The sequence below is a fragment of the Cupriavidus basilensis genome (assembly GCF_029335485.1).
GTDB classification, from domain to species: Bacteria; Pseudomonadota; Gammaproteobacteria; order Burkholderiales; family Burkholderiaceae; genus Cupriavidus; species Cupriavidus basilensis_E.
The window spans coordinates 16422-41324 of sequence record NZ_JARJLM010000089.1; the positions used below are offsets into that span (position 1 = coordinate 16422).

Here is a 24903-nt window from a genome sequence, read left to right on the forward strand (position 1 = left end):
TCAGCGATCCTCATGGCCGCCAGCCAGCGGGCCGGTTGCCACTGTCCCACCGCTCACCTCCGGTGCGCCAGCCGAACCGCCGCTGCCCGCCTTTTTGCCGCCGCGCCTGTCCGTCATCGACTCGATGACGTGATAGAACATCGGAATGAAGAAGACCGCGATCACCGTGGCACCGAGCATGCCGCCGATCACACCGGTGCCGAGGGAGTGCCGGCTGTTCTGGGAGGCGCCCAGTGCGATCGCCAGCGGCACGCAGCCCAGGATGAAGGCAAGCGATGTCATGATGATCGGGCGCAGGCGCTCGCTGGCCGCCGTCATCGCCGCGTCATACACGGACATGCCCCCTTCCCTGTTCAACACGGCGAACTCGAAGATCAGGATCGCGTTCTTCGCCGCCAGCGCCACCAGCATGGTCAACCCGATCTGGAAATAGATGTCGTTGGTCAACCCGCGCAGCAAGATCGCCACCAATGCGCCGAACAGCGCGAAAGGTACCGCCAGCAGCACCCCGAACGGCAGGCTCCACTTCTCGTATTGGGCAGCGAGGATCAGGAACACCATCACCAGGCCGAAGCCGAATACCAGGGCTGAAGTGCTGCCGGACTGCTGCTCCTCGAACGCCTCACCGCTCCACGCCACGCCGAAATCGGACGACATCACTTGCGAGGCGACCTCCTGGAGCGCCGCGATCGCCTCACCGGAACTGCGGCCGGGCGCCGGGTTGGCGGTGATCTTGACTGCCGGGAAGTTGTTGAAGCGCGTCACCAGATCCGGCCCGGTCACGTACCTGGATGTCACGACAGCCTTGAGCGGCACCATGTCGCCGGTCCTGCTGCGCACGAAAATCTGCGCCAGATCTTCCGGCGTCAAGCGGTAGCTCGGCTCCGCCTGCAGGATCACCTGCCACAGACGGCTCAGCTTGTTGAACTGCGACACATAGAGCGAACCGAAATTCGTCTGCATCGCGCTATAGACATCCTCGACCGGAACGCCCAGCGTTTCCGCCTTGTCGCGATCCACGTCGACCAGCAACTGCTGCGACGACGCGTTGAAGGTGGCGGTGGCACTGGCAATCTCGGGGCGTTGATTCGCCTTGGCGATAAAATCCCCGACCACCGCCGCAAGCTGGCTGTTGTTCGCGTCGCCCTTGCTCTGTATCCACATCTCCATCCCGCCCGTGGTGCCGAGCCCCGGAATCGACGGCGGGTTCACCGGCAGGATCACGCCCTCGGGTACCTTCGACAGCGCCTGGTATGCCCCAACGATGACGGCCCTCGCGTTCTGGCTGCGAATATTCGCGGATTTGTAGCGCTCGTCGAAAGACTTCAGGCCGACGAAGAAGGCTGCCGCATTGTTCTTGTTCTGGCCGTCGAGAAGGCTGTAGCCATCGACCACGGCGATACCGCTCACGGCCTCCTGCTTCATGAAATACTCGGCCGCGCGCCTGGATACGTCGCCGGTGCGATCAAGACTCGCCGCGTCCGGCATCATCACCACGCCGAGCAGATAGCCCTGGTCCTCCGGCGGCAGGAACCCGGTCGGGGTCGACTTCATCAACATGACAGCGATCGCGACCATGCCCGCAAACAGCAGCAAGGCGATGCCGGAGCGCTTGATCACCAGCGCGACCGCGCGCGAGTAGCCGGCCGTCATCCGCGCAAACTTAGCGTCGAACCATGTGAAGAAGCGCCCCTTCTCATGATGCCCCCCTTTCAGCACCACGCCCGCCAGCGCCGGCGAGAGCGTCAGCGCAACCACGCCGGAGATCGCCACGGATATCGCGATGGTGATGGCAAACTGCTTGTAGAGCTGCCCGGTGATGCCGCCCAGGAACGCCACCGGAACAAAGACCGCGCTCATCACCAGCACGATTGCCACCACGGGCCCCGCCACTTCGTCCATCGCGCGCTTGGCAGCCTCTTTCGGGCTCAGGTGATGCACCATCATGTTGCGCTCGACGTTCTCGATCACCACGATCGCGTCATCGACCACGATGCCGATCGCCAGTATCATGCCGAACATCGTCAGCATATTGATCGAGAACCCCAGCACGCTCATGCCGCTGAACGTGCCGACGATCGACACCGGGACCGCGAGCACCGGAATCAAGGTGGCCCGCAGGCTCTGCAGGAAGATGTACACGACCGCCACGACCAGCACCAGCGCCTCGACGAAGGTTTTCACCACGTCCTTGATCGATGCACGGGTAAACTCGGTCGTGTCCATGACGACCTTGTATTCGATGCCTTCGGGAAAGGCGCTCTTCATCCGAGCCAGCGTCTCGGTCACCTGCCTGGAGACATCCAGCGCATTGGCGCCAGGCTGCTGCCATACCGCCAGCAGCGTAGCGGGCTTGCCCTGGTAACTGCTGCGGATCGAGTAGTCTTTTTGCCCCAGCTCGGCCCTGCCCACGTCCCTGAGCCGGACGATCGCGGCACCGCCACTGGCGGCACGTATGATGATGTTCTCGAACTCTTGCGGCTCGGTCAGCCTTCCCGAAGTCGTGACGGCAAACGATTGCTCGACCGGCCTGCCAGTCGGCGACTGGCCGATACGGCCCACCGCGAACTGCTGGTTCTGGTTGGCGACCGCCCGCTGTACATCCGAGGCCGTCACCTTCAGCTGCGCCATGCGGTCCGGCTTGAGCCAGATCCGCATCGCGTAGTCGGGAGTGCCGAACACGCTGGTCTGGTTGGCGCCCGGGATGCGCTTCAGCGCGTCGAGCACATAGATATTGGCGTAGTTGGCGATGTAGGTGGGATCGTAGCGATTGGTGGGCGAGTAGATCGCTATGACCATCATGAATGCCGACGACTTCTTCTGCACACTGATGCCCTGGGCCTGCACCGACTGCGGCAATTGTGGCAACGCGAGATTCACCCTGTTCTGCACGTCCACCTGCGCAAGCTCGGGATTGGTTCCGATCTCGTAGAACACGCTCAGCGAATAGCTCCCGGTCGAGGAGCTCGACGAGTTCATGTAGATCATGTTGTCGGAGCCATTGACCTGCTGCTCGATCGGCGCTGCCACATTGTCGGCCACGACATCGGCATTTGCGCCCGGGTAATTTGCCGCCACGGTAATCTGTGGCGGCGTAACGTCAGGGTACTGCGCGATCGGCAGGGCGAGCATCGCCACGGAGCCCGCCAGGGTGATGACGATCGAGATGACGGATGCAAAGATCGGACGCTCGATGCAGAAGTGGGAAATGTTCATGGGACTTGGCCGGTTACGGCTTCCGGGCCGCGTCTGGCTTGGCAGACCCAGCCACCTGATTCTCGGCCGGCACCGCGGCCGCCGCCTTCGGGGCTGGCTGCGTGCTACCGCCGGTTGAGGCCGCAGGTGCCCCGGCGATCTTGAGTGGCGCGCCAGCGGCGACACGGATCGCGCCGTCCACCACAATGCGCTCGCCGGCGCGCAAGCCTTGCTCGATGAACCAGTCGGCACCGTGCCACTCGCCGACATCCACCACCCGCTGCCTGGCCTGCTTGCCATCCGCGTCGATCACCCAGACGAAATGGCTCTTGGCACCCTGCAGCACCGCGCGCTGCGGCACCAGGATCGCATTGGGCTTGCTCGCCCCTAGCACCCGTGCCCGCACGAACTGCCCGGGACGCAGCGTTCCTTGCGCGTTAGGCAGCACCGAGCGCACGAGAAAGGTGCCGGTTTCCTTGCTGTAAGACGGGTCGGCAAAGTTGATGTGGCCCCGGATAGGCAAGATCGAACCGTCGGCGAGAATGATCTCTACCTCGAAATCATTGCTCGCGGGAAACCGCAGCAGTCCCTTGGCGACCTGATCGCGATAGCGCAGTACCTCGTTCTCGGAGATGCTGAAGTTGACCCACATCGGGTCAAGCTGGGACACGTAGGTCAACAGCCCGGACTCTCCTGGCGTGACGTAGCTGCCGTCCTGCTTGCGCGCATAGCTTGACACGCCGCTGAGGGGGGTGGCGATGGTGGTGTAACTCAGGTTGAGTTGCGCGGTCTGGACCTGCCCTTGCGCCGCGATCACCGCGGCCTGCGCCTCGCGCTCGCTACCGATCGCATCGTCGAGATCCTTCAGGCTGACTGCGTGTTGCTCGGCCAGCGGCTTGACCCGCGCGAGGTTCGCCCTGGCCACGGTCAACCGCGCCTGCTGTTGCGCGAGCTGCCCCTTTGCCGTCTGGAGGGCGGCTTCGAATGGCTTGCGATCCATCTGGAACATGGTCTGGCCAGCCCGCACCAGCTGGCCTTCGGTGTAGAGCCGTTTCTCGAGAAACCCCTCCACCCGCGCCCGAATCTCGACCTCGCGCGAGCTCTGGGTCTGCGCGACAAACTCGAACGAAATCGGCGTATCGTGCGCGCTCACCGTCATCACGGTGACTTCCGGCGGCTCTCGCGGCGGCAGGCCGGCCGGCTTGCCGCATCCGGCGAGCGTGACAACCACCGCGGCAGCAAGCGCCCACCGGGCACCGGCAAGGCATGCCTGCCCATGCCCACCGAGCGAGGAACCCGTCCTGTTCTGGAACGATGGATTCACCATGGGAGTCTCCGCGCGACCGCTGTTCGAAGCCACATCGGCATGCAGGCGTCGGCCTGCCCTGCTCTTACGCCGGGCGGGCGGAACGGGAGCCATGCCGGCGGCCGGACGTCCATCCCTGGCAGTTCATGCCAGGCGACCGCCGCCACGCTCCAATCCGCGACGGAGGGGCTCGCCGGCCGGCACCCGGGCTGATCGCGCCCACGGCAAGACCGGACAGAGACTACCCTCACGCTCGATGCGCAAGCCTGTCGAACATCATTGCTGTCTTAGCGATTCAGCCTCGTAATCTTCTGGCCTTGCAACCCCAGCCCGGCCATCAAGCCTTTCTGGTCAAAGATAAACGCATAGATATCGGATTTCAGCGTCGTCGTGGTCATCGACTTCGCCGTACCCGCATCCATGACGACAACGCTCGGGCCGACACCAACCGACCATCCATCACTCTTGTACAGGTAGGCCAGCGCCGAATCGCTCATGAAGAACAGCGATTCCCCGAATGACTGCGCACCGGCCTGCAGACCATAGGAAAGCGCGGTGGCGTTGTAATAGCCGAGCGTCTTCCCATCGCGGCTGAGCAGCACGCCGTTTCCGCCTTGCGCGCCCACGATGAGGCCCGCCTTGAGGATGTCCGGGAAGACCAGGATGGCAACAGCCTTGTCGTTGATTTCAGTGGCCTTCGGGTTGGTCGAAAGCAGCTGCTGTAGCGCCGCGCGCGCGTCCTTGTCCAGCTTGCTGTTCTCGCTTGACGACGCGGCGCTCGTGCTGGATGCGGACCCGGACATGGTGTTGTCGGAGGTCGAGCACGCTGCCGCGACGAGCAAGATGGGGATGAATAGCATGCTACGGACGTACTTGATCATGATGCGCGCTCCTTTTGTCGAGTACCAACGCATGAGTGAACTGCAAGCCTGCCTCGAATCCGCTTGCCGTGAATTCCATATTGGCTTTGGCTTGCGCTTAAGGCAATTGGCCTTTGGTCCCATAGCGGTCCCATCGCCCCTCCCCGGTCAGGGCGGCGAGCCCAGGCCAAGGGCGCTGCGTACGGTCCTGACGAAGAGTTCGTCGTTGAAGGGCTTGCGCAGGTAAGCCGCCGCGCCCGCCGCCAGCGCCTGTTCGCGCACGGCAATGTCGTCGTACGCGGTGATGAAGATCACCGGCATGCCGCTGCCCGCCAGGCGCTGCTGCACTTCGAGCCCGTTCAGGCCCGGCATCTGGATATCGAGAATCACGCAGTCCGGGCGATACGAGGGCAGTGAGGAAACGAGTTCGAGGAACGCCTCACCACTAGCAAACGCGTCGGCCTGCATGCCGATGGAGCGCAAGAGTCGTTTGATGGCCCGGCCCACCGATTCATCGTCATCGACGATGGCGACGAATGGCTTGACTTTGCTCATTGTGCATGATCCCGCTGATAGCGATTCTCCCGAAGGAATGCCCTACCAACTGAAGAGTAAGGGAGCCTGGGAAATGCGGCTATTGGACCTTGGTCCAAGCGGGCGGCCTGCCGTGCCTCAGCGCTTCGGGGCTTTGAGCTCAGAACCGGGCAGGCGGGCCTTGTCGGCGATCCGGACCAGTTCGGCGAGCGAATGCGCCCCCATCTTTTCCATCACTCGCGCCCGGTGCACCTTGACGGTCTTCTCGACGGTGCCAAGTTCGCAGGCAATCTGCTTGTTCAGCAAACCTGTCACGACCAGCGCCATGACGTCCCGCTCCCGGGGCGTGAGCCGCTCCAGGCGACTGCGGATGGACTCGAATTCCCGCCGGCTCTCCCTTGCCTCGATCGCGCGGTCAAGCGCCTGTGCGATCGCGCGCAGCAGGTCACGGCCCTCCACCGGCTTTGGCAGGAAGTCGGATGCGCCGGCCCTCAGCGCGCTCACGGTCATCGGGATATCGCCATACCCACTGATGAAGATGATTGGAAGCACCGGACTCGCCGCATTCAGCTCGCGCTGCAGCTCGAGCCCGCTGAGATCGGGCAATCGCATGTCCAGCACCAGGCAGGCGTGCTGGTCCGCGGCGCCATCACGTTGAAGAAATGCGCGTGCGGAATCGTATGCCTGTACCTGGTATCCCGCGGACTGGATCAAGCGCGTGAGCGCACGCCGCACCGAATCGTCGTCGTCCACCAGATAGATGACAGGACAGGGGCCGCTCATGGCGCTTTGCCAGCATGGCTTGCCGCGGGCCTGACCAACGTAGGCAAGATGAAGGAGAACGTCGCCCCCTGCCCGGCATTGTTCTCGGCCCAGATCCGCCCGCCATGCATCTCGACGATCGATCTGCTGATCGAGAGCCCGAGGCCAAGGCCGTCCTTCTTCGAAGTCATGAAGGCCTTGAATATCTCGCCGAACTTGTCGTCACTCAGTCCGCATCCGTTGTCACGCACATTCACGCGCACCATGCCAGGGCTGTCCCTCTCTACGCAGATGGCGACCTTGCGATCATGCAACAGGCAGTGTTCCATCGCGTCAAACGCATTCAGTAGCAGATTGAGCAACACCTGTTGCAACTGGACCCGGTCGCCGGGCACCATCGGCAGGCCGGCTTCAACGCGCAGTGCCACGTCGATGCCGCGCACGATGGCATCGCTATGCAGTAGCTGCATCACGTCACGCACGACGCTGCCAAGTTCGAGCGGCACGATCTCGAGCTCGCTCTTCTTGACCAGTGCACGAATGCGGCGAATCACTTCGCTCGCCCGCTTGTCGTCCTGAACGATATCCTTCAGTATCTCGCGCACCTCATCAAGATCGATCGGATCCGCCGCCATGAACCGCAGGGCGGCCTGCACGTTGCTCAGGATCGCCGTGAGCGGCTGGTTCAATTCGTGCGCGAGCGATGCCGTGAGTTCCCCCAGGGTGGATATGCGGGCCAGGTGCACGAGCTCCTGCTGCTTGCGATGTTGCTCCTGTCGCTGGCTCGAATCGACGACGGCGAGCACCGCATGGGCGTTCCTGAAGCCAAGACGATTGAACCGGATCTCGGCGAGAAACTCCGTCCCGTCCTTGCGGCGCGCGCATAGTTTGAGTTCCTGCCTGGCGCCCCTCCCGGCTTCATACCCGCCATCGACCGCGTTCGCGCCATCATGCGACGCATCATGGTCCTTGATTGGAAAGCGTGGAATCAGCATGCTGGCGGCCATTCCCGGCAACGCTTCGCGACGATAGCCAAAAAGCTTGCCCGCCTGCTCGTTTGCCAGCGAGACATTGCCATCATGATTCAGCACAAGGATCGCTATAGGCAGGAATTCCAATGCGCTGCAGAACTCGCCTTCGGTCTGGCTCAGGCGCTTGCCGTCGCCATCCAGAGAGGGTGCGCGAGGCGGCCGGCGCAGCCGCTCGAACCACTGGACGGCCTTGCCGCCATGGACACTGGGGGTCTCGTTGCCGATCGGTGTCTGGCATGGTGTCGCACGGCGGCGCATTGCCGTGCCCCGCGTGGCAGCGCGCCACACGGCGAAGCGTTTGCGTAGCGCAGCCTGCGCGTCTCTGAGCAGGCCCGGGAATAGGTAGCGCGCGGTGAGGGTGATGGACACCGCGAGCAAACCAGTGGCACGCCAGATGATACTCATCGGCGCCGCTCCTCCATAGCCTGCGTCGGGAAGCCCAGGTTGCGGGGCGCAAGCATCACGTTGCAGCGAACCATCACCTGCCCTCCCCGCGGCACGTGCCCCCGCTGTTGCAATCGATGCTCTGACCGAAGCGGAAATCCTTCGGCTAGCACTCCGCAAGTGTTGGCTTTCGCTATCCGGGTGACGGTAAAAGCGCCCCGGCTCATCAAACGCATCGAGGCGCGATTCCGGGTTGAACGACGATCCGAAGCGGATCTGTGATTGGAACCTGATGCTGGCCGGACATTGCGCTTGCGCCGAGCCGGCAGCTACCTGCTGCACAATGCGTAAATGCATCGTAGACGCTGGCAGGCAGCATGTAAATGTGCAAAACCGGCGCTGGCGGCGCGCTCTGGGCGAGACCCTGCGGGCACATCCGATGAAGGGACCGAGGCGCGCGCCTTCGCTCGGTTGGGCGCGTTCCAGCTTCAGCGCAGCAACCACGCGAGTATGACGACGTACAGGGCCGACACCGCCAACTGGGCAGCTGTGATGGGAAGGCCATAGCGCAGGAAGGTGGCAAAGGTGATTGGCTTGCCATGGCGCGAACAAATGCCGGCGGACACGATGTTGGCGGAGGCACCGATAAGCGTGGCATTTCCGCCCAGCGTTGCACCAAACATCATGCCGATGAAGACCGGAATCGTTGAGGCCGGCCACTGAGAGAAGTGAGTGCCAAGGGCCGCTTCCGGCACCACTTCTGCCGCCACCAGGTAGCCTTTGATGATCAGGATCGACGCCGCTGCCACCGGCACATTGGCCAGCAGGCTCGAGAGCAGGCCGATTCCTGCGATCATCACCAGGGCAACAAGCGTCAACTCGGTACCGAAGGACGCATAAAGCCGCATCGCCAGTTGCTGAAGCACCCCGGTCTTGGTCACCGCCTGCACCAGACAGAAAATGCTGCCCAGGAACATCAGTGTCTTCCAGTCGACGTCCCGCAACACGTTCTCGGTCGGTTCGACTTTGGCGCCGTAGCCCACCAGCAGCGCCAGCGCTCCCGCGATGACAGCGACGGCCGGTGGCACAACGCGTGTTGGCAAGTCCTCGCCGAAAACAAAGAGCGCCACCATCACCACAAGCACGGCCACGCAGAACATGGCGTAGACAGGTCGGGCCAGCCGAGGCAACGGCGTGCGCGGCGGCAGCATCCGCCGAAGGCGCCAAATATCCCGCATCAATATCGGAAAGAATGGCACGACGACAGCCAGCGCCATGATTCCACCCAGGCTCGCGCGGCGCAGGTACTCACCGAAGGTCATGCCGATCGAGCTTCCGACAAGAAAGGTCGCCGGATCCCCCACCAGCGTCAGCAGGCCAGCGGAGTTGCTCACAATCGCGGTCAGCACCATGGGCCCGACGATGTCCGCCTCCAGGGCGACGGCAACCCGGATGATGACAGGCGCCAGCAAGATGACAGTCGTCGCGTTGGGCAGGACCGCGCACAGCGGCGCGATCATCGCGACCAGCAACAGCAGGAAACGCTTGCCGCTGCCACCGGTGGCCCTCAGGAGCATGTCTCCCAGCAGATCAAAGAGCCCGGTGGTGGCCAGTACGCGGGCAACCACCATGCCCCCGAACAGCAAACTCAGCGGGCCACCGGAAGTTCGCGTTGCGCTGAGCAGGTCGTCCTCGTTGAGGATCCCGAGCGCGATCAGCAGGCACACTCCGATCAGCGCGGCGATCGCCATGTCGATCACGTTGAAGGCGATCGCCAGGATCACAGCCGCAAAGACGGCGAGGACGGTATGGATCTGCAGGTCGCTCATGCCGAGGGTCCACCTGTCGCATCTACGGCGTCTATCGGATCGGCGGCGCGTACATCAAACCGCCCTGGGTCCAAAGCTGGTTGAGGCCGGGCTCGAGATTGAGCGGGCTGTGCGCCCCAAGATTGCGATCGAATGCTTCCCTGTAGTTGCCGACGCTCCGTACGGCACGCACGACCCAACCGGGATCGACACCGATCGCCCTGCTGATATCGTCCCCCGGGTCCAGCGCGCTCGCCACCACGGGATCGCTCATGCGCATGCTCACGTTCGCCTGGGTGACCCCATTTCTCTCGGCCGCGATCAGCGACAGGAGCACCCAACGTACCAGCGTCAGCCAGCGCTGGTCGTCATCGCGCACGACAGGTCCGACGGGCTCCTGCGAGATCCGTTCAGGCAGGATCACGTAGTCCCGCGTTCCCTGGGGCGCACGCAGGCGTGCGGCAGCAAGGCGCGCGGCATCCGCTGTGTACGCGCGGCAGCGTCCCGCGAAAAATGCATCGCCCACTTCGCTCACGGAGTCGATGACCAGCGGCGTCACGCGCAATCGCCTGGCGGCGAAGTACCCCACAAGATGCGTCTCGCTGGAAGTACCTTTTTCGACACACACGGTGGCTCCGGCGAGCTCGTCGACGGTCTTTACGCCGCTCCGCCTGGGCACCATGAATGCCTGGCCGTCGTAGAAGATAACCCCGGCGAACTGCACGCCCAGCGTGCTCTCGCGGGCCAGCGTCCAGGTCGTATTCCGGCTGAGGATGTCTACCACACCCGTGCGCAGGGCGGGAAATCGCGCCGATGCCTTAAGCGGCACGAATGTGACCTTTTCTGCGTCACCCAGTGCTGCCGCGGCGACGGCATGACAGAAATCCACGTCGATACCCGACCAGCGCCCCGCAGCGTTCTTCGTTGAAAAGCCCGGATTCCCTTCGCTCACGCCACAGCGCAATACGCCGCGAGACCTCAACTGAGCCACGGTGTCCCCGTTCCCTGCGCCCGCCGGCAGGGCAATGGCCACGAGCAACGAAAAGGCACCTGGGAAGATCATCCCAACGACGCGCCTAAGGTGTGTCATGAACACCTCCGGGGGACTGCCACGGATGAAGGGAGAGGGCTCTGGCCAGATGTGCAGTCATGCAGAGCACTGACGCGCCCACATCTCGTCCGCACCATCGCACGTTTCGGGGCGGTCAACACGCCCAGCCGCGAATTTACGCCGGCGCCGTTCGCAGATCGGAGCGTCGGACGGTCCAATCCGGATCCGGGGCGGCTTCGGCCGTTATCCCAGCGGGGCAACAGGTCAGTTCCAGATGGGATTCTCCTTCTGCATCTGTTCCTTGGTCTTCGCCTGCCAGTACGCACCGATTTGACGTTCTGTTACGTAACCCCGCTTCCTGGCATCGATCTTGTCAAAGTGCTTGTACACCTCCGGCATACCCGCCTTGGCTTCTTCGCGGGTCAGTTTCCCGTCATGGTCGACGTCCGCCGCCTTGAAACGCTCGGCAATCATGGCCTTAGCTTCGGCGACGGTCGACGGCGCTTTCGGAACCTGGGTTGATTCTGCTCCTTGTTGGCCTTTCGATTCCTGCATCTGCTGCGCGCTCGCACCGGTAAAAGCGAGCGCCATCGCAACTAGGCCAACAGCAGACAATTTACGCGCGGTCATTTCCATCTCCTCGAACATTCGTGGTTCCGCATTGTCTTCTTGCGAAAAATTCTTCGCCAAATAAAATTCCCTGCAAGCCAATGCACACAGAGAAATTCTAGGCAGTCAAGCCCCGCTTACCAACACCTTTGTGCAACGGGAAGGGCATTGCCAAGGTATGCTTGTTGTGCACTGCAGCCGCCGATCGTCTCCGTTCGCCTCGTGCGGATATCCGCATCAAAAAGCACGAACAGAAGGAGAATGCAGAGATGATGCTTACATCCAGCAAATTGCCTGCATGGACGATCGTTGTGCCGTGTGTCGCCTTAGTCACGCTGGCTGCCGGCGCATTGCTGTCCGGCCAAGGCTGGCTGATCGCGCTGATGGGCATCGCACTAGCCGGCTCGGTCTTTGCGAGCGTTCATCACGCCGAAGTCGTTGCCCACAAGGTCGGCGAGCCGTTCGGTACGTTGGTGTTGGCCCTTGCCATCACGGTCATCGAAGTGGCGCTGATCGTCTCGGTCATGCTCTCTTCCGGCCCGGAAAATGCGGGCCTTGCGCGCGACACCGTGTTTGCGGCGGTGATGATCATCTGCAACGGCATCGTCGGGCTGTGCCTGTTCGTAGGCGGCCTGCATCATCGCGAACAGGCCTTCCAGGCGCCGGGCGCCAACGCGGCGATGGCCGTGCTGGCCGCGCTGCTGGTGCTGACAATGGTGTTGCCGAGCTACACGAGCTCCATGCCAGGGCCGATGCTGACGCCCGCACAACTGGGCTTTTCAGGCGTGATGTCGCTGGTGCTGTACGGATGCTTCGTCTTCGTGCAGACCGTACGCCACCGCGACTACTTCCTGGTGGAAGGAAGCTCGGATGAAAACGAGCACCTCCCCCCGCCGCCTGCGCGCGTGGCGCTGGCAAGTGGCATGCTGCTGATTGTCTGTCTGGTGGTGGTTGTGGGGCTCGCCAAGTTGCTGTCACCGTCGGTGGAGAACGCCATACTTTCCGCAGGCGCTCCGGCGGCCGTGGTTGGTATCGTGATTGCCGCGCTCGTGCTGCTGCCCGAATGCCTGGCGGCATTGCGCGCGGCGCGCGGCGATCGCATCCAGACGAGCCTGAACCTGGCACTGGGCTCAGCGCTAGCCAGTATCGGCCTGACGATTCCGACGGTCGCCGCGGTCTTCATCTGGACCGGCCAGCCGCTTGTGCTGGGGCTCGGTGGCAAGGATATGGTATTGCTATTTCTGACGCTGATCGTGCTGACGCTGACCCTCGGCATGGGCCGTTCTACCATCCTGCAAGGCGTGGTACACCTCGTGATCTTCGCCGCCTACTTGTTCATGTCAATAGTTCCATGAGGGCAATCTCGGCGCACTTCAATCTGCGCTATCGGACACGCCTGGCGGCGAAAAAGGCTGAAGGAAAGACTGATTTATTCAGAACGAAAGTCATCGTTGGGTGGCTTTTAAGCGTTGCCATGTGTATGCCCAAGAGATGAGTCGGAGATGACGCGGCAGATCGGTTTTGCGGAAGCGGAAAGCCATGGCAAGAAGCGCGTGAATCGTCGCCAGCGCTTCCTGGCGGAGATGGAAAGCGTGGTGCCATGGGAGCGTCTGATAGCGGCGGTCGAGCCGTACTACCGGTGTGGTCGCGCCGCAGGCTGGTAGGCTAGATCCCCGTCATCCTAGATACCCTTGTCGCCATCGGACGTGGCCGAGTTCAACTTCGGCGGCGAGAAACTGCACCTATCGCTCATTCCAGCTTGTCGAATGCGCCGGCTCCCAGATCTTTGCTGAAGTGCTCCACCCAATCTGTCTCGTAACCGATAGGGTATTCCCGCGTAACTCGAGTTGATCGTCTGGTTACGGCGACATAGCCCTGCAGACCAAAGTTCTCATCGCCCTTTGGGTCCGTCGTATCGGTTTCGGCAAGCTCGAAATCATGTTCTGCCAGACCGTTATGCTGCAGGACAGCAAGAAATGCCCGTTGTTCGTCGGGCTCAATCAGTTTCATTGTTGGCTCCTTGTGCGCCCAACACGGACGTGGTGGCTTCGGGGACAAGCCTCAGGTTGGTCGGCACCGCTCCATCGCCCAGAGGGGGCGCGCTCGGGCGCGTTCTCGTGGCCTCAGATGGGTACGCAGTGCCTGCAAGCATCATGGTTGCGGACTGTGGGGTTACAAAGTGACCACGCCTTCATCGTAGACCTATTTGTTGGCCTCTGGCAGCAAGTGATCTCTCATCATCACAGTAGCGCTACCCTTAAGGGAGACAAATACCGGAGCGGCGAAATGGACGGCATTGATTCAGAAAGCACCTTCTGAGGCCTTCCCTTGACCCAGGAGCACAAGCGTTGAATCCCAGGTGGCGCGCGAATCGTGCCGAGACTTATTCAGACGTTTCCGGCTGCGAGGGCGTGTTATTCGACACCCAGAATGACATCGATTGCGGCTCTGCCAGCCAATTCTGCGATCAGATGTGCCCACCGACGAGAAAACGGCCCGCCGTGTAATTTGATGCGCTCCCCGATCGCTGCAACACCGGGGGGTCGAAGCGGACCACTGATACTAAACCATGCATCGAACATGTCCTCGGATGTACTCACCAGATCCACGTGAATCGCGAACCCACGATATTTGGTAATGCGCTCCATGACTATCTCCTGGTGCTTGGAAGGATCCCGGCAGCACGCTGCGGCACCGGACGAATTGGGTGTGGTCGGAACTGGCAAGGTCAAGCGCATTGAAGCGCTGTCTGGCGGTCGACGATTTCGCCTGATCGGGGTGGGAGGATGGGACCTTCTGCAAATTGTCGCACCGGACGCGGAACCTCGGGGCAAGGTAGTGTCTTCCTATGTACGACAAGGTTGGAGTGTGCCATTAGGTTTGCACCATCATCATGAATTTCGCTGAAAACTATCCGGTCGGTAGTGGTACGTGCGCCGAACAGGCTCGCTATGGGAGCGAGCCGAGCAGCAGAAATGGGCGGAATACAGCGGCGGCGCAGACCCAGCCCCTTTCCGTGCTTCCGGTGGTGGTGCGGTATTGCGCGTACACTCAAAGGTGTAGCCCATCATCGGAGGTACATCATGATCCATCAGAACGAAGAGCCTACCTTCCGTGGACTGCCATTGACCGCCGGACAAGACTCGGAAGTCCGGCACTATATAAAGAAGAAGACGCAGTTGGGTGAGTCATGGGATACATCGGAGCTGGCGGCGATGCTCGAAGACATGCTGCTGCCACCCAGCACGGAGGACGAAAACCAGGGCGACTCCGCCGTGGATACGCTGGCCGCCGCAGAGCGCGCCGCCGCGTTCGTCGATCAGTCCATGGAGCCGATCGAGGCCTATGAGGAATGGAAGGCCGCCATGGAAACCGAGAGCATGAAGGGAAGCAAATGTTGACGCGCTACCGACCACGGAGCCGGTAGCAGCGACCAACGAGCGCCGGCTACCAGGTGGAGATGGCCTTTGCAGTGAACACCGGCATTTCAATCCCGGCCGCTGTGTCGGTCACGGCATGGATTTCGACAAAGGGCCGCTCCGATTCCACCGAGCCGAATATCGCCGCGAATGGTATGTCCGCGGCATCCCGGCCGGTGCCGATACGAAGCAAGCCCGTCGGGATCGATACGCCGGAGGGATCGAGCAGGTACCACCGGTGGGACAAGTACACTTCCACTACCGCATGAAAATCCGGCGCGCCCATTGTCGGATCCGCCCCATAGTCCAGGCTGCTGGACATGCGCGCCGGAATGCTCAGGGCGCGGCAGATCCCAATCATCAGGTGGGCGAAGTCGCGGCAGACACCGGTGCGTTCCACGATGGTATCGACCGCCGACGTGCGCTCGTTGGTGGAGCGCGAGAGAAAACGCATGTGATTGCGTACCCACTCCCGAATTGCGTAGACGCGGCCATAGCCGCGCTGCATGCCCCCGAATTCACGCATTGCAAATTCCATCAGGCGGTCAGATTCACAATATCGGCTAGGCGCCAGGTAGTGCCAGACATCGAACGGTAGCTCGGCGACAGGCACTTCTGACAACTGATCGCTGTCGTCCAGGCGATGATCGATATCGACGACTGCCTCATAACGGATGGCAAAACGGCCCTTGGGTGCGCGCATTCTAAGCAGGCGGTTGTGCAGCACCGGATCCGTGTAGTTGGTGGTCTGAATTGACGGGGGGAACGTCAGTCGCTCGGCAACGACGAACTGCCGCGAAGTCCTGGCAGCTTCAATGTTCAGCATGAAGTCCGCCATGGGATCCATGACCTCGTAGGAGAGGTTCACCGAGTATTGGAGACGGTTCATTTCAAGCCTTGCGTTGATGACGATCCGAAGAAAAGCAAAGAGATCCGGACAGCGAAGATTGCTGTGGCATGCCATTTCAGTGTAGTGCCAGCGGTGGACGACCGGTTTGCGTTTGCGAGCGCCGCGGGTGCGTGGCGCAACGCCTGCCGGGGCATCTTGTAAGGGCGTTGGCCTGGGATGCAACGGACACCTATACTGATAGTTGCGGCGTCCCTGAAGCGGCGTGCTTCTGGTTTGCCCACCACTCGTTTCCGGGCCTTCCCCCTCGACAACGTCTTAGGACTGGTGACTCCTGAAGTCACTCACGGGGATTCCTGGAAACTTCATGCAAGATGCCACGCGGCGACCTCCGGTCGTCCACTACCCCGGTAACCAAGGAAATCGGTCGTTCGCCAGGATCGATGCAATCGATGTCCGGCGATTGGAACCCTTTGCGGCCGACATGCCGACCGCCAGGCCGGCCAGTTGCCGAAGAGAAGCATCCAGAGAACTGGATTCATACGCCTGGCGGCAACCCAATGGCATCAGGCAGCCACACTACTGATTGACTGGGATCGCGCTGTCAACGAAGGCTGGCCCAACCTGCGGTCGCCATCCTGCCACGCGGTCAAGGGGCAATGGAGCTTGGGCCGGAATCGTTACGCAAGCATCCGCCGGTTCGCCGGAAGTCGAAATTGAGATTGAGATTGAGATTGAGTGAGGTAACACACCATGCGTACGCTGCTGTATTTCAGGCTGAATGACGTCGCCACGGCGGGACTGGCGCAAGCGCGATTAGGCGAGCTGGCCGGGACATCGGCACTCGTCGCGGGACCGTGGTTTATCCAGCGCGACAATCAACCAGTTGACGGATTGCCGAGGATTGACATCGGCCAGACCACGTATCGCGAAGGAGCGGCGATCACCGGACTTTTTGTCGGAGCGATCATCGCCGCGCTGGTAATTTTCAGATACGGAGTCTCCGCCGGTACGGGCGCCACTGCCATTGCGTATGTTGGCGCCATCGCGCTTGGCGCGATGATCGGCTGGTGGATCGGCGGATTGGTCGGTGTCAAGATCGGCCGCCTCGGGCTGGGGCGGCAGAAAGCGCAAATGGCACCGGGCCAGTTGCTGATGATTGCCAGTTTTGACTCGAAATCCAAGGAATCCATGAAGCGGATGATGCGCGAATTCACTGAAGCCGCCCAAAATCCGTCCGCCGCATGATGCAGTAGTTCACGCCCCCCACGCGCCTCGGCCTCGTTATGCCAACGTGACAACGCCATCGCAGTTGCACAGTTGGTCAGCAACGACTAACCCTTGCTGCGCCAGGCTTTCCAGCCACCGGCCACCAGGTTCTGGACAAAAAGTACGATGGCCCCGAAAAGCACGCAATCGATGCGCGTTCAACGCTCCGCCAAGCTGAACAGTGTCTTGAGGCCCTCCCCACTGAGATTGCCGATCCACTGTTCGCCAGTACCAACCACCAGGTCGGCCAGCTCCCGCTTGGCGCGAAGCATGTCGTTGATACGTTCTTCAAACGTCGCGCGCGTGATGAAGCGGTGGACCTGAACGTTGCGCTGCTGGCCAATGCGATAGGCCCGGTCCGTGGCCTGCGCTTCGACGGCAGGATTCCACCAGAGGTCGTAGTGGATGACATTGGAGGCCGCGGCCAGGTTCAGCCCGGTTCCGCCGGCCTTGAGCGACAGGATGAACACCCGTTCGGTCCGGTTGCTCTGGAACCGCTCGACCATCGCATCCCGCCTGGCTCGCGGGACACCGCCGTGGAGAAATAGCGGATCTCGGCCATATCGCTGTTGTACCTAACGGCATAGCAAGTCGCCCATCTCGCGGAACTGGGTGAATACCAGCACCTTTTCATGGCTGGCATGGATATCTTCAAGGAGTTCAAGGAATCGCTCGGCCTTGCCGGACGCCGCTGCATCGACTTGCCCCCCTTTCAGGTATAGCGCGGGATGATTGCAGATCTGCTTCAATGCCAGCATCATTTGCAGCACCAGGCCCTGGCGCCTGAACGTGTCGGATTCCCCTGCGATGGTTCGCAACCCTTCCTGCACCACCGATTCATACAGAGCCGTCTGCACCTTGGTCAGCGTGCAGAACTGATCCTGCTCGCTCTTGTCTGGCAAGTCGCTGATGATGGCCTTGTCGGATTTCAGGCGCCGCAACAGGAAGGGAGCCGTCACTCGCTTGAAGCGTTGCACGACATGCTGATCGCGCTGGATTTGAATAGGCGTCGCGTACTCCCGCACGAACTGACTCAGGCTTCCCAGATAACCCCGGTTGGCGAAATCCAGGATGCTCCAGTACTCGGACAGGCGGTTCTGTTCCATATAATCTACTCAAAGTTGAGCATTGGATTTATCCGCACTTCGTTGACGCGGCTTGCGCCGCCCAACTGAAGCCCCTTGACGCTCAGTTGCGCCGGAGGAGCGCGCGAGCAGAATCCGCTTCACTTGGAGGTGAGGCATATACCGGGTAATTTCCCGGTCGTGAATCCTGTCCCGTACGTTCCGCGCTGCATTGGTATCCGCCTGAAGAACGTCCCCGTTGGCACGGTAAAACTTGTCGCCCTCGCGCTTGCCTTGCAGCAAGCCCGTGAACGAGTCCATTTGCGACGTGTAGGCGGCGTTGACGACGACGTGCGTCGCCCCACGCTGCGTGCAAACTTCATCGAGCGCTTGAGCCAGTACCCCCTTGGCCCATGCGCTCATGCGGCGATTGTAGTTCCGCCACTGACTCCGCCCCTTGATGGGGGACGTCAGATCTTCCGAACCGACCGCTGCCGCCTTGTCCACGATGGTATGGGCGGACTGGTAGGCAATCGTGCGCAACCGCTGCTTCGTGCGGTCCCTGCGCGCCTGCAGTTTCACGCGTCCGAGGTTGCACTTCCTGATGCGCTCGGCCTTGGCGATGCGACCAGCTTTGCGATGGGCTTTTTCGAGGGCATGCAGCCGGTTCCGTGCTTTGCCAGGATGCCTTCGCGCTCCCAGCGGCGCACCGTACTGGGAGCCCGTCCGATGCGCTTTGCGAATTCGTTGATCCGATAAACCTTGCTCATGGCGAGCAATGATAGATACTTCTGAGCAAGAATGGAGTATCAGTTGCTCTCTCCGCGTCGTTCAGCATCTCGAGGAGCTTGAGATTGTGGCCCCACGGCAATTGTGCAACAAGCTGTTGCACAATTGCCTCGTCCGGCCAGGCCTCGGCGAACGCCCGCATGTACATCAGATTGCGCGGCGAGAAGCCCGCCATGTCCGGAAAGGCCTGACGGAGGTCGTTGGCTAGCCGCTCGACCACCTTCTTCCCCCACCCCGCCGCCTGCTGCCGTTGCAGGATCGAGCGCCCGATGCGCCAGTACAGCAACAGCAGTTCCCGATTGACCGCCAGCGAGGTCCGCAGCCGGGCCTGCAGAACTTCGTCCTTCAACTAGCCGAGCCAGGCCGCATAGTCGTTTGGAAGCGAATCGGCCGCTGCACGGCGTGGGGGAGATCGGGTAGCCATCCGCACATTATTTCATAGCAGCCGGGACCCCATCGACGCGGCCCGGAAATGTTCCACCGTCTGCCTGGCGTGGATCGCGCGCCGAAGCCAGTCACGGCGCCGTCCCGGCCCTGCCCCTGCGCGTTGCGGTAGCGCACGCCCCAGGAGATGGGGGCGGCGGCGGCTCAGCAAAGCAGCGCCTGCCCTCAGCGAAGCACTCAATTTGCATCAGATAGTGCCTAGAGCGGCACATTCATCCAGAGAGAGGCGGAAGGCAGAAGCGCCTAGCCCGTCAACCGGTCATCAAAGGCGGGCAAATTCCTCTCCCTGGCACGCACGCTGTTCGAGGGCGCCCGATACCGGCCTCGAGGGACGGAGCAGTTTCTGAATTCTGAAGACTGGGAGTAGACCCGGGCTTCCCCAAATGGCGACAGGACAATCTGCAACGACGACGAGTCCGGTACATGCGGCGCATCAATCTGGAACTGGTGCGGCGCTAACAGGAGCCCGGCGTTGTCTTCCACCGTCCCTGGCGCAGCTCGAGTCCGGCATGAGCAAGCAATAGGCGGAACACCTCCAGCCGTTCGTTCCCCGTCTCGGCAAGCCGGTCGCAGACGTGCACGTGCGCCGCCATGTCGCTGTGTTCGCGCAGGGCCTCCTTGCACTCCCGCTCCGAGATTTCCAGGTGGACGCCGCTCAGTATCGCCTTCCCCTGGCCCACGGACGCACTCACGATCACCGGGGGTTCGGCCTCGATCTCCGTGTACACGGCCAGGATCCGTGCCGCGGGACTTGCCGGGTCGGCGAAATCGAAGCGGCAGCCGCCGTGATAGTGGACGCGAGGCGTCAATGGCACCGCGGACAGGCAATCTGTAGTCCGGATTCCGGTCGCGGCGGCAGTCCTCGGCGTGGCGTCGTAGGGGATGCCACCGGTAAGCTCGGGCAACGAGCCAACGGCGACCGCGTCGACAAAGCTCAGCTCGCGCGTGCCGCAGATCGCGCCGCGCATCCCGGCATGGAATGCGAGTTCCCGGCAGGCGTAGTACGCGCCCGCACAGACGCCCAGGTAGACCCCGCCCTCCTCCACGAACCGCCGGATACGCTGGTTGGGCGCCCCGTTCAGCGCTTCGCAGTAGGGCAAATCGGCTCCGCCCGGCATGACGAACAGGACCGCGTCATCGAAGAGGGTCGGGTCCTGCCTGAGGTCGTCGGCCATTACCGCCTGGAATTCGTGGGCAGCGGGCACCAGTTGCTGGGCGATCGCCCGCATCAGGTGTGAACCGCCGACCGTTCCAGCATCGATGTAAGTCAGGATCTTTGGCTTCGGCATGGTGGTCGCTGTCGATGAAACGTTTCGCCACGGATGATGATCATACGCGCCCGACGCGCTGCTCGGAGCGATGCTGGTCTCAGGCAAGAATGCCCGGTAGCGGACGCCTTGCGTGGTCCCGCGGGTGGTCCAACCCTTCAGCTGTCCACTTCCAAGGCCGAGTGCCTGCTGTACCGATAACCCGCCCGCGTAAACCAGCGAGCCGGTCATCAGGGGCGCTTGGCTGCCATCATCGGTTGCCTAGCGCAGGATACCGAAGATACGGGAGTGCACAAACGCAACAAGCGTGCAATCTCTGCTGTCGCGTCGGCGATACGTTGCGTAGTGCTACCTGCCTCCCGTTCCTAGTGACTTATCCGGCGAATTTTGCCTGGGTTGTCGGCTCTCGCGGCGTGGGCCTCGGCGCCAATGGCCGGCAGGCTCCGGTACCGAGGCTGTTGATGCGGTTGATCAGGTCGGACAGCGTGGCCACCCCCGCTGCCCCCCGCCAGGTGGCCAGGGTGTCGGCCAGCCACGCGCGGCAGCCGTCGTCGACGAGCACCGGCGGCACGTACATGGCCTCCAGCCAGCCCACCTCGAGCTGCAGGGCATCAGTTTCTGATGCCCTGCAGTGCCTGTTCGCCGGCGGCCCTCCGGGCGACAAGGGGTAGCGCGGCCGCCGATCTCTATAGTCAATAGTCAAAATTCCCTAGCTGCCGAAGGGAGGCTCGGAATTGCCGCCCGGATGCCGTAGAATTCCGTCCGCGTTGTATCGCCGCGGCCTTGTACTACTGGCACATAAGCCATGCGCCTGCTTCTTGCAATCTTTCTGCATTGGGTTCAGTTCCTTACGATTGGTTACCCCTTCGCCGGCATCATTTTCCTGATCCGCCAGCTCACCGTTACTGGGTGGGTTCAAGCCACGCGCAACCAACCGTTAAATGCGAACCTATGTAAAAATGAAAAAGAAGCGGACTCACCCAATTGGATGTCCCCAGTAATATGGCCCAGGAATCGCTTCACCTTGCCCTGATCGGACCCGCTCCGACACATGCCGCGCACGTGCGTGCCGATCGCTTCGATTCCGTCGGCGACCTGCTGACCGATGCGCGGCGCTATGACGTGGTCCTGCTGGACCTGCCGGGCTCCGCCGCAGGCGAGGCCCTGCGCGAGATGCGGCGGCATCCGGCCTACGGCTTCACGCTGGCCTACTGCTGCCAGGACGAAGACCCATTGTGCGAAGCGCTGGGCGACGGCCCGGTGCCGGCGGATCTCGGTCTGCTGGAGTGGCAGACCTGGCGCACCCGCTATGCAGCGCTCGGGGAGGCCCAGATCCAGGAACGGTTCGAGACGCGCGTGCTGGCCTGGCTCTGGCTGCGGCCGCCGCGGCAACTGCGGGCGGTGCGCAATCCGCAGGTGCCCGAGCACTACGAGTATCCCTTGCTGGCAGCGCTGGCCGGCGCGGATGCGGGCAGTCCGTTGCCGCTGCTCCAGTTGATGACGCAGGAGGGGTACATCGCCGAACAGGTCCTGGTGGACCGGCTGCGCCTGTGCGTGAGCTGCGGCTCGGGGCGCCTGAACTACATCGACGTCTGCCCGGACTGCCAGTCGATCGCCATTTCCCGGGAGCCGTCGCTGCACTGCTTCGTGTGCGGCCATGTCGGCGCGCAAGAGCAGTTCCTGAAGGACGGCGTGCTGGTCTGCCCGAACTGCCTGACCCGTCTGCGGCATATTGGCAGCGACTACGACCGGCCGATGGAGAATTACCGCTGCCGTAGCTGCCGCGCCTTCTTCGTCGATGCCAAGGTGCAGGCGCGCTGCCTGGATTGCGGCCACACGCATGCGCCGGACGAACTCCGCGTCTACGAGGTGCGCAACTACCGGCTGACCGAGGCCGGCCACCTGCGCTGCCGCCAGGGCTTCAATACCGGCATGCTGGCCAGCGCGGGCTTCAACGCGCTCGGGCTGGTCAGCATCAGCACCTTCCGCTATCTGCTGGAATGGCTGATGCAGATGCAGGCCCGCTATAAGGAGCCCGCCTTCTCCCTGCTCGGACTGCGCTTCGTCAACTTTCCGCAGGCGCTGGCGAAGATGGGCGAGCAGCGCGCAAACCTGCTGGTCGACAATCTGGTCAAGCGCATGATCGCCGGGCTGCGTACCACCGACCGCTGCACCCGCACCAATGACGAGTGCCTGTGGCTGCTGCTGCCGTGCACCGACAAGGAGGGGCTGGAAAGCGTCAGGCAGCGCATCCTGAAGCTGCGCGAGCTCTTCGCCGAGTCCGGCGCGAACGAGATCGAACTGCGCGTGGTATCGGCGAGCGCGCCCGACGACCTGCTGGAGCGCGAGGACGCCGAACTGCTGATGGCGCGCCTGGCCGGCGACCTGAGCTGAAGCATGGCCGCGTTCATCGCCCTGTGGCATGACTTCCTGAACGAACTCTTCCGTTCAGGCGGCATGACGGGGCTGTTCCTGATGCTGTTCCCGTACTTCGCGCTGCTCGAGCTGCCGCTGAACCTGCTGGTCCTGGCCGGCGTGCTGCGGTGGTTCACGCGCAAGTGCAGCAGCACGCCGGAAGTCAGCCGCTATCACCCCAGGGTTTCCTGCATCATCACCTGCTACAGCGAAGGGCCGGATGTCCAGAAGACCCTGTCCAGCCTTGCCGAGCAGACCTACCCGGGATACATCGAAATGATCCCGGTGATCGACGGTGCAGCCGTGAACCAGGAAACGCTGGACGCCGTGCGAAATTTCCGCCTGGACAGCACGCTCCATCCGCGGCGCTCCGTCAGGCCGATCGCGAAATGGCAGCGCGGCGGGCGGGTGTCGTCGCTGAACGCCGGTCTCGCCAAGGCCAGCGGCGAGATCATCATGGCGCTCGATGGCGATACCTCCTTCGACAACAATATGGTCAGCGCCATGGTGCGCCATTTCGCCGACCCCGACGTGCCGGCGGTGGCCGGCAGCCTGCGCGTGCGCAACGCCTGGGCGTCGACGACCACGGCATTGCAGGCGCTCGAATACCTGCTCTCCATCCATATGGCCAAGATCGGCCTGGCCGAATGGAATGTGGTGAACAATGTCTCGGGCGCGTTCGGGGCATTCCGCCGCAGCTTTCTCGAACTGATCGGCGGCTGGGACACGCATACGGCGGAGGACCTGGACATCACGCTGCGGATCAAGAGCTATTTCGGCCGCCGCGCGCTGCGGATTCCCTTCGAGCCCGAAGCGATCGGGCATACGGACGCGCCGGTGACGTTCCGCCAGTTCCTCAAGCAGCGCCTGCGCTGGGACGGCGACATGTTCTTCCTCTACATCCGCAAGCACAAGCACAGCATCACCCCGCGCCTGCTCGGCTGGCCCAATTTCCTGATGACGCTGCTGAGCGGCTTCTTCTTCCAGCTGGTGCTGCCCTTCATCATCACCGGGTACTGGATCCTGGCCGCAGTCACGCTGCCGTGGCAGGCCGTGCTGCTGCTGTTCTGCCTGATCTATGCCCTGTATTTCTCGCTCACCACCATCCTGTTCATCGGCATGCTGCTGATGGTGTCGGAGCGGCCCAGGCAAGATTGCCGGCTGTGGCTCGTGCTGCCGCTGTTCCCGCTCTTCATGATGGTGATGCGTAGCTGGAGCGCGGTGGCGATCCTCAATGAAGCGATCCGGCGCGGGCATGAAGAAAGCAGCATGGCACCCTGGTGGGTATTGAAGAAGGCAACGAGGTTCTGATGCCGGGTGCCAGCTTGCCGGATGTGGGAGCAAATCGCTTGAAACGGATTCCATCTCTACTGCGACGCGACATGCTGCGAGCCGCATCGATTGCCATGGCGGCGTTCTGCATGACGCTGGCGCATGCGGCGCCCTTGCCGCTGGCCGACATGCTGAACGGCGTGGACAACGATCCTGCGCTCAAGGCCGAATACGCGGACCTCGACGCGGCGCGCAGCGAGCGCAGCGCCCGCGAGAGCGAAAAGGGATGGCAGGTGTTCGCCGGGGGTGGGATCGGCGACTATCACGAGCTGGTGGTGGACAACGTGGTGGCCAACTACTACGGGCGCAACCTGTCCCTGGGTATGCGCTATCCCCTGCTGGGCAGCCTGAAGCGCCAGGTCGATGCCGTGAAGGCCAGCGGCTTCGCCGTCCAGCGCCAGCAACTGCAGCTCGCGCTGCGCCGTGCCGAGCGCCGGCTGGCCCTGCGCAGCGCCTACGCGGACTGGTGGCGCGCGCAGCAGGAGCAGTCGCTATGCGGGCCGCTGCGGACGGCCG

The 24903-nt window shown here is 62.5% G+C and carries 23 protein-coding genes and 3 pseudogenes; 7 read left to right on the forward strand and 19 right to left on the reverse strand.

Annotation, left to right across the window (positions count from 1 at the left end; all coding sequences use genetic code 11):
• The 9 genes from P3W85_RS05055 to P3W85_RS05095 form a co-directional block, all read right to left on the reverse strand.
• Entirely contained in the window at positions 1-3216 is a 3216-nt protein-coding gene (locus P3W85_RS05055) for an efflux RND transporter permease subunit (RefSeq protein ID WP_276263962.1), read from the reverse strand.
• Positions 3217-3229: 13 nt separating this feature from the next.
• The gene (locus tag P3W85_RS05060) at positions 3230-4522 is read right to left on the reverse strand and encodes an efflux RND transporter periplasmic adaptor subunit (RefSeq protein ID WP_346430241.1); all 1293 of its coding nucleotides are present in this window, start codon (positions 4520-4522) and stop codon (positions 3230-3232) included.
• 266 nt (positions 4523-4788) lie between these two features.
• Positions 4789-5382 (reverse strand): YSC84-related protein, encoded by a 594-nt coding sequence (locus P3W85_RS05065; protein WP_017225662.1) that lies wholly within the window; start codon positions 5380-5382, stop codon positions 4789-4791.
• Between the two features lie 147 nt (positions 5383-5529).
• Positions 5530-5916 carry a response regulator transcription factor gene (locus P3W85_RS05070; protein WP_276263964.1) on the reverse strand — a complete coding sequence of 129 codons (387 nt, stop codon included), beginning with the start codon at positions 5914-5916 and terminating at the stop codon, positions 5530-5532.
• 117 nt (positions 5917-6033) lie between these two features.
• Positions 6034-6678: a response regulator transcription factor gene (locus P3W85_RS05075; RefSeq protein WP_276263965.1), complete on the reverse strand. Its 645-nt coding sequence runs from the start codon at positions 6676-6678 to the stop codon at positions 6034-6036.
• Positions 6675-8093: a PAS domain-containing sensor histidine kinase gene (locus P3W85_RS05080; protein WP_276263966.1), complete on the reverse strand. Its 1419-nt coding sequence runs from the start codon at positions 8091-8093 to the stop codon at positions 6675-6677. Before P3W85_RS05080 ends, P3W85_RS05075 begins: the two co-directional genes overlap by 4 nt.
• 467 nt (positions 8094-8560) lie before the next feature.
• The gene (locus tag P3W85_RS05085; protein WP_276263967.1) at positions 8561-9901 is read right to left on the reverse strand and encodes an SLC13 family permease; all 1341 of its coding nucleotides are present in this window, start codon (positions 9899-9901) and stop codon (positions 8561-8563) included.
• 31 nt (positions 9902-9932) lie between these two features.
• Positions 9933-10943 carry an amino acid ABC transporter substrate-binding protein gene (locus tag P3W85_RS05090; protein ID WP_276263968.1) on the reverse strand — a complete coding sequence of 337 codons (1011 nt, stop codon included), beginning with the start codon at positions 10941-10943 and terminating at the stop codon, positions 9933-9935.
• A gap of 252 nt (positions 10944-11195) precedes the next feature.
• The gene (locus tag P3W85_RS05095; RefSeq protein ID WP_035808936.1) at positions 11196-11561 is read right to left on the reverse strand and encodes a calcium-binding protein; all 366 of its coding nucleotides are present in this window, start codon (positions 11559-11561) and stop codon (positions 11196-11198) included.
• 248 nt (positions 11562-11809) lie between these two features.
• Here P3W85_RS05095 and P3W85_RS05100 point away from each other — a divergent pair, with 248 nt between their 5' ends.
• Together P3W85_RS05100 and P3W85_RS05105 are read left to right on the forward strand one after the other, a co-directional pair.
• Positions 11810-12895, forward strand: a complete 1086-nt coding sequence (locus P3W85_RS05100) for a calcium:proton antiporter (protein ID WP_276263969.1) — start codon at positions 11810-11812, stop codon at positions 12893-12895.
• Between the two features lie 147 nt (positions 12896-13042).
• Positions 13043-13186: pseudogene (locus P3W85_RS05105) on the forward strand (IS5/IS1182 family transposase); the annotation flags it as partial.
• A 103-nt stretch (positions 13187-13289) separates the two neighbouring features.
• Here the strand turns inward: P3W85_RS05105 and P3W85_RS05110 are convergent.
• Both P3W85_RS05110 and P3W85_RS05115 read right to left on the reverse strand, forming a co-directional pair.
• Entirely contained in the window at positions 13290-13550 is a 261-nt protein-coding gene (locus P3W85_RS05110; protein ID WP_017225671.1) for a hypothetical protein, read from the reverse strand.
• Positions 13551-13954: 404 nt separating this feature from the next.
• Complete coding sequence (locus P3W85_RS05115) at positions 13955-14188, reverse strand: hypothetical protein (protein ID WP_017225672.1); 234 nt, start codon at positions 14186-14188, stop codon at positions 13955-13957.
• A 435-nt stretch (positions 14189-14623) separates the two neighbouring features.
• Here P3W85_RS05115 and P3W85_RS05120 point away from each other — a divergent pair, with 435 nt between their 5' ends.
• Entirely contained in the window at positions 14624-14941 is a 318-nt protein-coding gene (locus tag P3W85_RS05120; protein WP_276263970.1) for a hypothetical protein, read from the forward strand.
• 46 nt (positions 14942-14987) lie between these two features.
• Here the strand turns inward: P3W85_RS05120 and P3W85_RS05125 are convergent, their stop codons facing one another.
• Entirely contained in the window at positions 14988-15848 is an 861-nt protein-coding gene (locus P3W85_RS05125; RefSeq protein ID WP_017225674.1) for a transglutaminase-like domain-containing protein, read from the reverse strand.
• 711 nt (positions 15849-16559) lie between these two features.
• Between P3W85_RS05125 and P3W85_RS05130 the strand changes: the two genes are divergently transcribed.
• Positions 16560-17054: a hypothetical protein gene (locus P3W85_RS05130; protein WP_276263971.1), complete on the forward strand. Its 495-nt coding sequence runs from the start codon at positions 16560-16562 to the stop codon at positions 17052-17054.
• Between the two features lie 179 nt (positions 17055-17233).
• Here P3W85_RS05130 and P3W85_RS05135 read toward each other — a convergent pair.
• The 7 genes and pseudogenes from P3W85_RS05135 to P3W85_RS05165 form a co-directional block, all read right to left on the reverse strand.
• Positions 17234-17617: pseudogene (locus tag P3W85_RS05135) on the reverse strand (helicase-related protein); the annotation flags it as partial.
• Positions 17618-17650: 33 nt separating this feature from the next.
• Entirely contained in the window at positions 17651-18181 is a 531-nt protein-coding gene (locus P3W85_RS05140) for a DEAD/DEAH box helicase (RefSeq protein ID WP_276263972.1), read from the reverse strand.
• 9 nt (positions 18182-18190) lie between these two features.
• Entirely contained in the window at positions 18191-18721 is a 531-nt protein-coding gene (locus P3W85_RS05145; protein ID WP_276263973.1) for a hypothetical protein, read from the reverse strand.
• A gap of 98 nt (positions 18722-18819) precedes the next feature.
• A pseudogene (locus P3W85_RS05150) lies at positions 18820-18909 on the reverse strand (MerR family transcriptional regulator); the annotation flags it as partial.
• Positions 18906-19277, reverse strand: a complete 372-nt coding sequence (locus tag P3W85_RS05155; RefSeq protein WP_430869498.1) for a DUF1016 N-terminal domain-containing protein — start codon at positions 19275-19277, stop codon at positions 18906-18908. The pseudogene P3W85_RS05150 and the gene P3W85_RS05155, both read right to left, overlap by 4 nt.
• 550 nt (positions 19278-19827) lie before the next feature.
• Positions 19828-20871 (reverse strand): BPL-N domain-containing protein, encoded by a 1044-nt coding sequence (locus P3W85_RS05160; RefSeq protein ID WP_276263974.1) that lies wholly within the window; start codon positions 20869-20871, stop codon positions 19828-19830.
• Positions 20872-21013: 142 nt separating this feature from the next.
• Complete coding sequence (locus P3W85_RS05165; RefSeq protein WP_276263975.1) at positions 21014-21235, reverse strand: hypothetical protein; 222 nt, start codon at positions 21233-21235, stop codon at positions 21014-21016.
• Positions 21236-21642: 407 nt separating this feature from the next.
• Here P3W85_RS05165 and P3W85_RS05175 point away from each other — a divergent pair, with 407 nt between their 5' ends.
• The 3 genes from P3W85_RS05175 to P3W85_RS05185 all read left to right on the forward strand — a co-directional run.
• Complete coding sequence (locus tag P3W85_RS05175; RefSeq protein WP_017225681.1) at positions 21643-23034, forward strand: diguanylate cyclase; 1392 nt, start codon at positions 21643-21645, stop codon at positions 23032-23034.
• A 3-nt stretch (positions 23035-23037) separates the two neighbouring features.
• Positions 23038-24366 carry a glycosyltransferase family 2 protein gene (locus tag P3W85_RS05180; protein WP_276263976.1) on the forward strand — a complete coding sequence of 443 codons (1329 nt, stop codon included), beginning with the start codon at positions 23038-23040 and terminating at the stop codon, positions 24364-24366.
• 71 nt (positions 24367-24437) lie between these two features.
• Positions 24438-24903 (forward strand): TolC family protein (locus P3W85_RS05185; protein ID WP_276263977.1); only part of this gene is annotated, 466 nt, incomplete at its 3' end.

Excerpts from the sequence above, each read along its gene's own strand:
- P3W85_RS05055 (WP_276263962.1), bottom strand. The coding sequence starts at position 3,216 with ATGAACATTTCCCACTTCTGCATCGAGCGTCCGATCTTTGCATCCGTC.
- P3W85_RS05060 (WP_346430241.1), bottom strand. The coding sequence starts at position 4,522 with ATGGTGAATCCATCGTTCCAGAACAGGACGGGTTCCTCGCTCGGTGGG.
- P3W85_RS05065 (WP_017225662.1), bottom strand. The coding sequence starts at position 5,382 with ATGATCAAGTACGTCCGTAGCATGCTATTCATCCCCATCTTGCTCGTC.
- P3W85_RS05070 (WP_276263964.1), bottom strand. The coding sequence starts at position 5,916 with ATGAGCAAAGTCAAGCCATTCGTCGCCATCGTCGATGACGATGAATCG.
- P3W85_RS05075 (WP_276263965.1), bottom strand. The coding sequence starts at position 6,678 with ATGAGCGGCCCCTGTCCTGTCATCTATCTGGTGGACGACGACGATTCG.
- P3W85_RS05080 (WP_276263966.1), bottom strand. The coding sequence starts at position 8,093 with ATGAGTATCATCTGGCGTGCCACTGGTTTGCTCGCGGTGTCCATCACC.
- P3W85_RS05085 (WP_276263967.1), bottom strand. The coding sequence starts at position 9,901 with ATGAGCGACCTGCAGATCCATACCGTCCTCGCCGTCTTTGCGGCTGTG.
- P3W85_RS05090 (WP_276263968.1), bottom strand. The coding sequence starts at position 10,943 with ATGATCTTCCCAGGTGCCTTTTCGTTGCTCGTGGCCATTGCCCTGCCG.
- P3W85_RS05095 (WP_035808936.1), bottom strand. The coding sequence starts at position 11,561 with ATGACCGCGCGTAAATTGTCTGCTGTTGGCCTAGTTGCGATGGCGCTC.
- P3W85_RS05100 (WP_276263969.1), top strand. The coding sequence starts at position 11,810 with ATGATGCTTACATCCAGCAAATTGCCTGCATGGACGATCGTTGTGCCG.
- P3W85_RS05110 (WP_017225671.1), bottom strand. The coding sequence starts at position 13,550 with ATGAAACTGATTGAGCCCGACGAACAACGGGCATTTCTTGCTGTCCTG.
- P3W85_RS05115 (WP_017225672.1), bottom strand. The coding sequence starts at position 14,188 with ATGGAGCGCATTACCAAATATCGTGGGTTCGCGATTCACGTGGATCTG.
- P3W85_RS05120 (WP_276263970.1), top strand. The coding sequence starts at position 14,624 with ATGATCCATCAGAACGAAGAGCCTACCTTCCGTGGACTGCCATTGACC.
- P3W85_RS05125 (WP_017225674.1), bottom strand. The coding sequence starts at position 15,848 with ATGAACCGTCTCCAATACTCGGTGAACCTCTCCTACGAGGTCATGGAT.
- P3W85_RS05130 (WP_276263971.1), top strand. The coding sequence starts at position 16,560 with ATGCGTACGCTGCTGTATTTCAGGCTGAATGACGTCGCCACGGCGGGA.
- P3W85_RS05140 (WP_276263972.1), bottom strand. The coding sequence starts at position 18,181 with ATGGAACAGAACCGCCTGTCCGAGTACTGGAGCATCCTGGATTTCGCC.
- P3W85_RS05160 (WP_276263974.1), bottom strand. The coding sequence starts at position 20,871 with ATGACCGGCTCGCTGGTTTACGCGGGCGGGTTATCGGTACAGCAGGCA.
- P3W85_RS05175 (WP_017225681.1), top strand. The coding sequence starts at position 21,643 with ATGGCCCAGGAATCGCTTCACCTTGCCCTGATCGGACCCGCTCCGACA.
- P3W85_RS05180 (WP_276263976.1), top strand. The coding sequence starts at position 23,038 with ATGGCCGCGTTCATCGCCCTGTGGCATGACTTCCTGAACGAACTCTTC.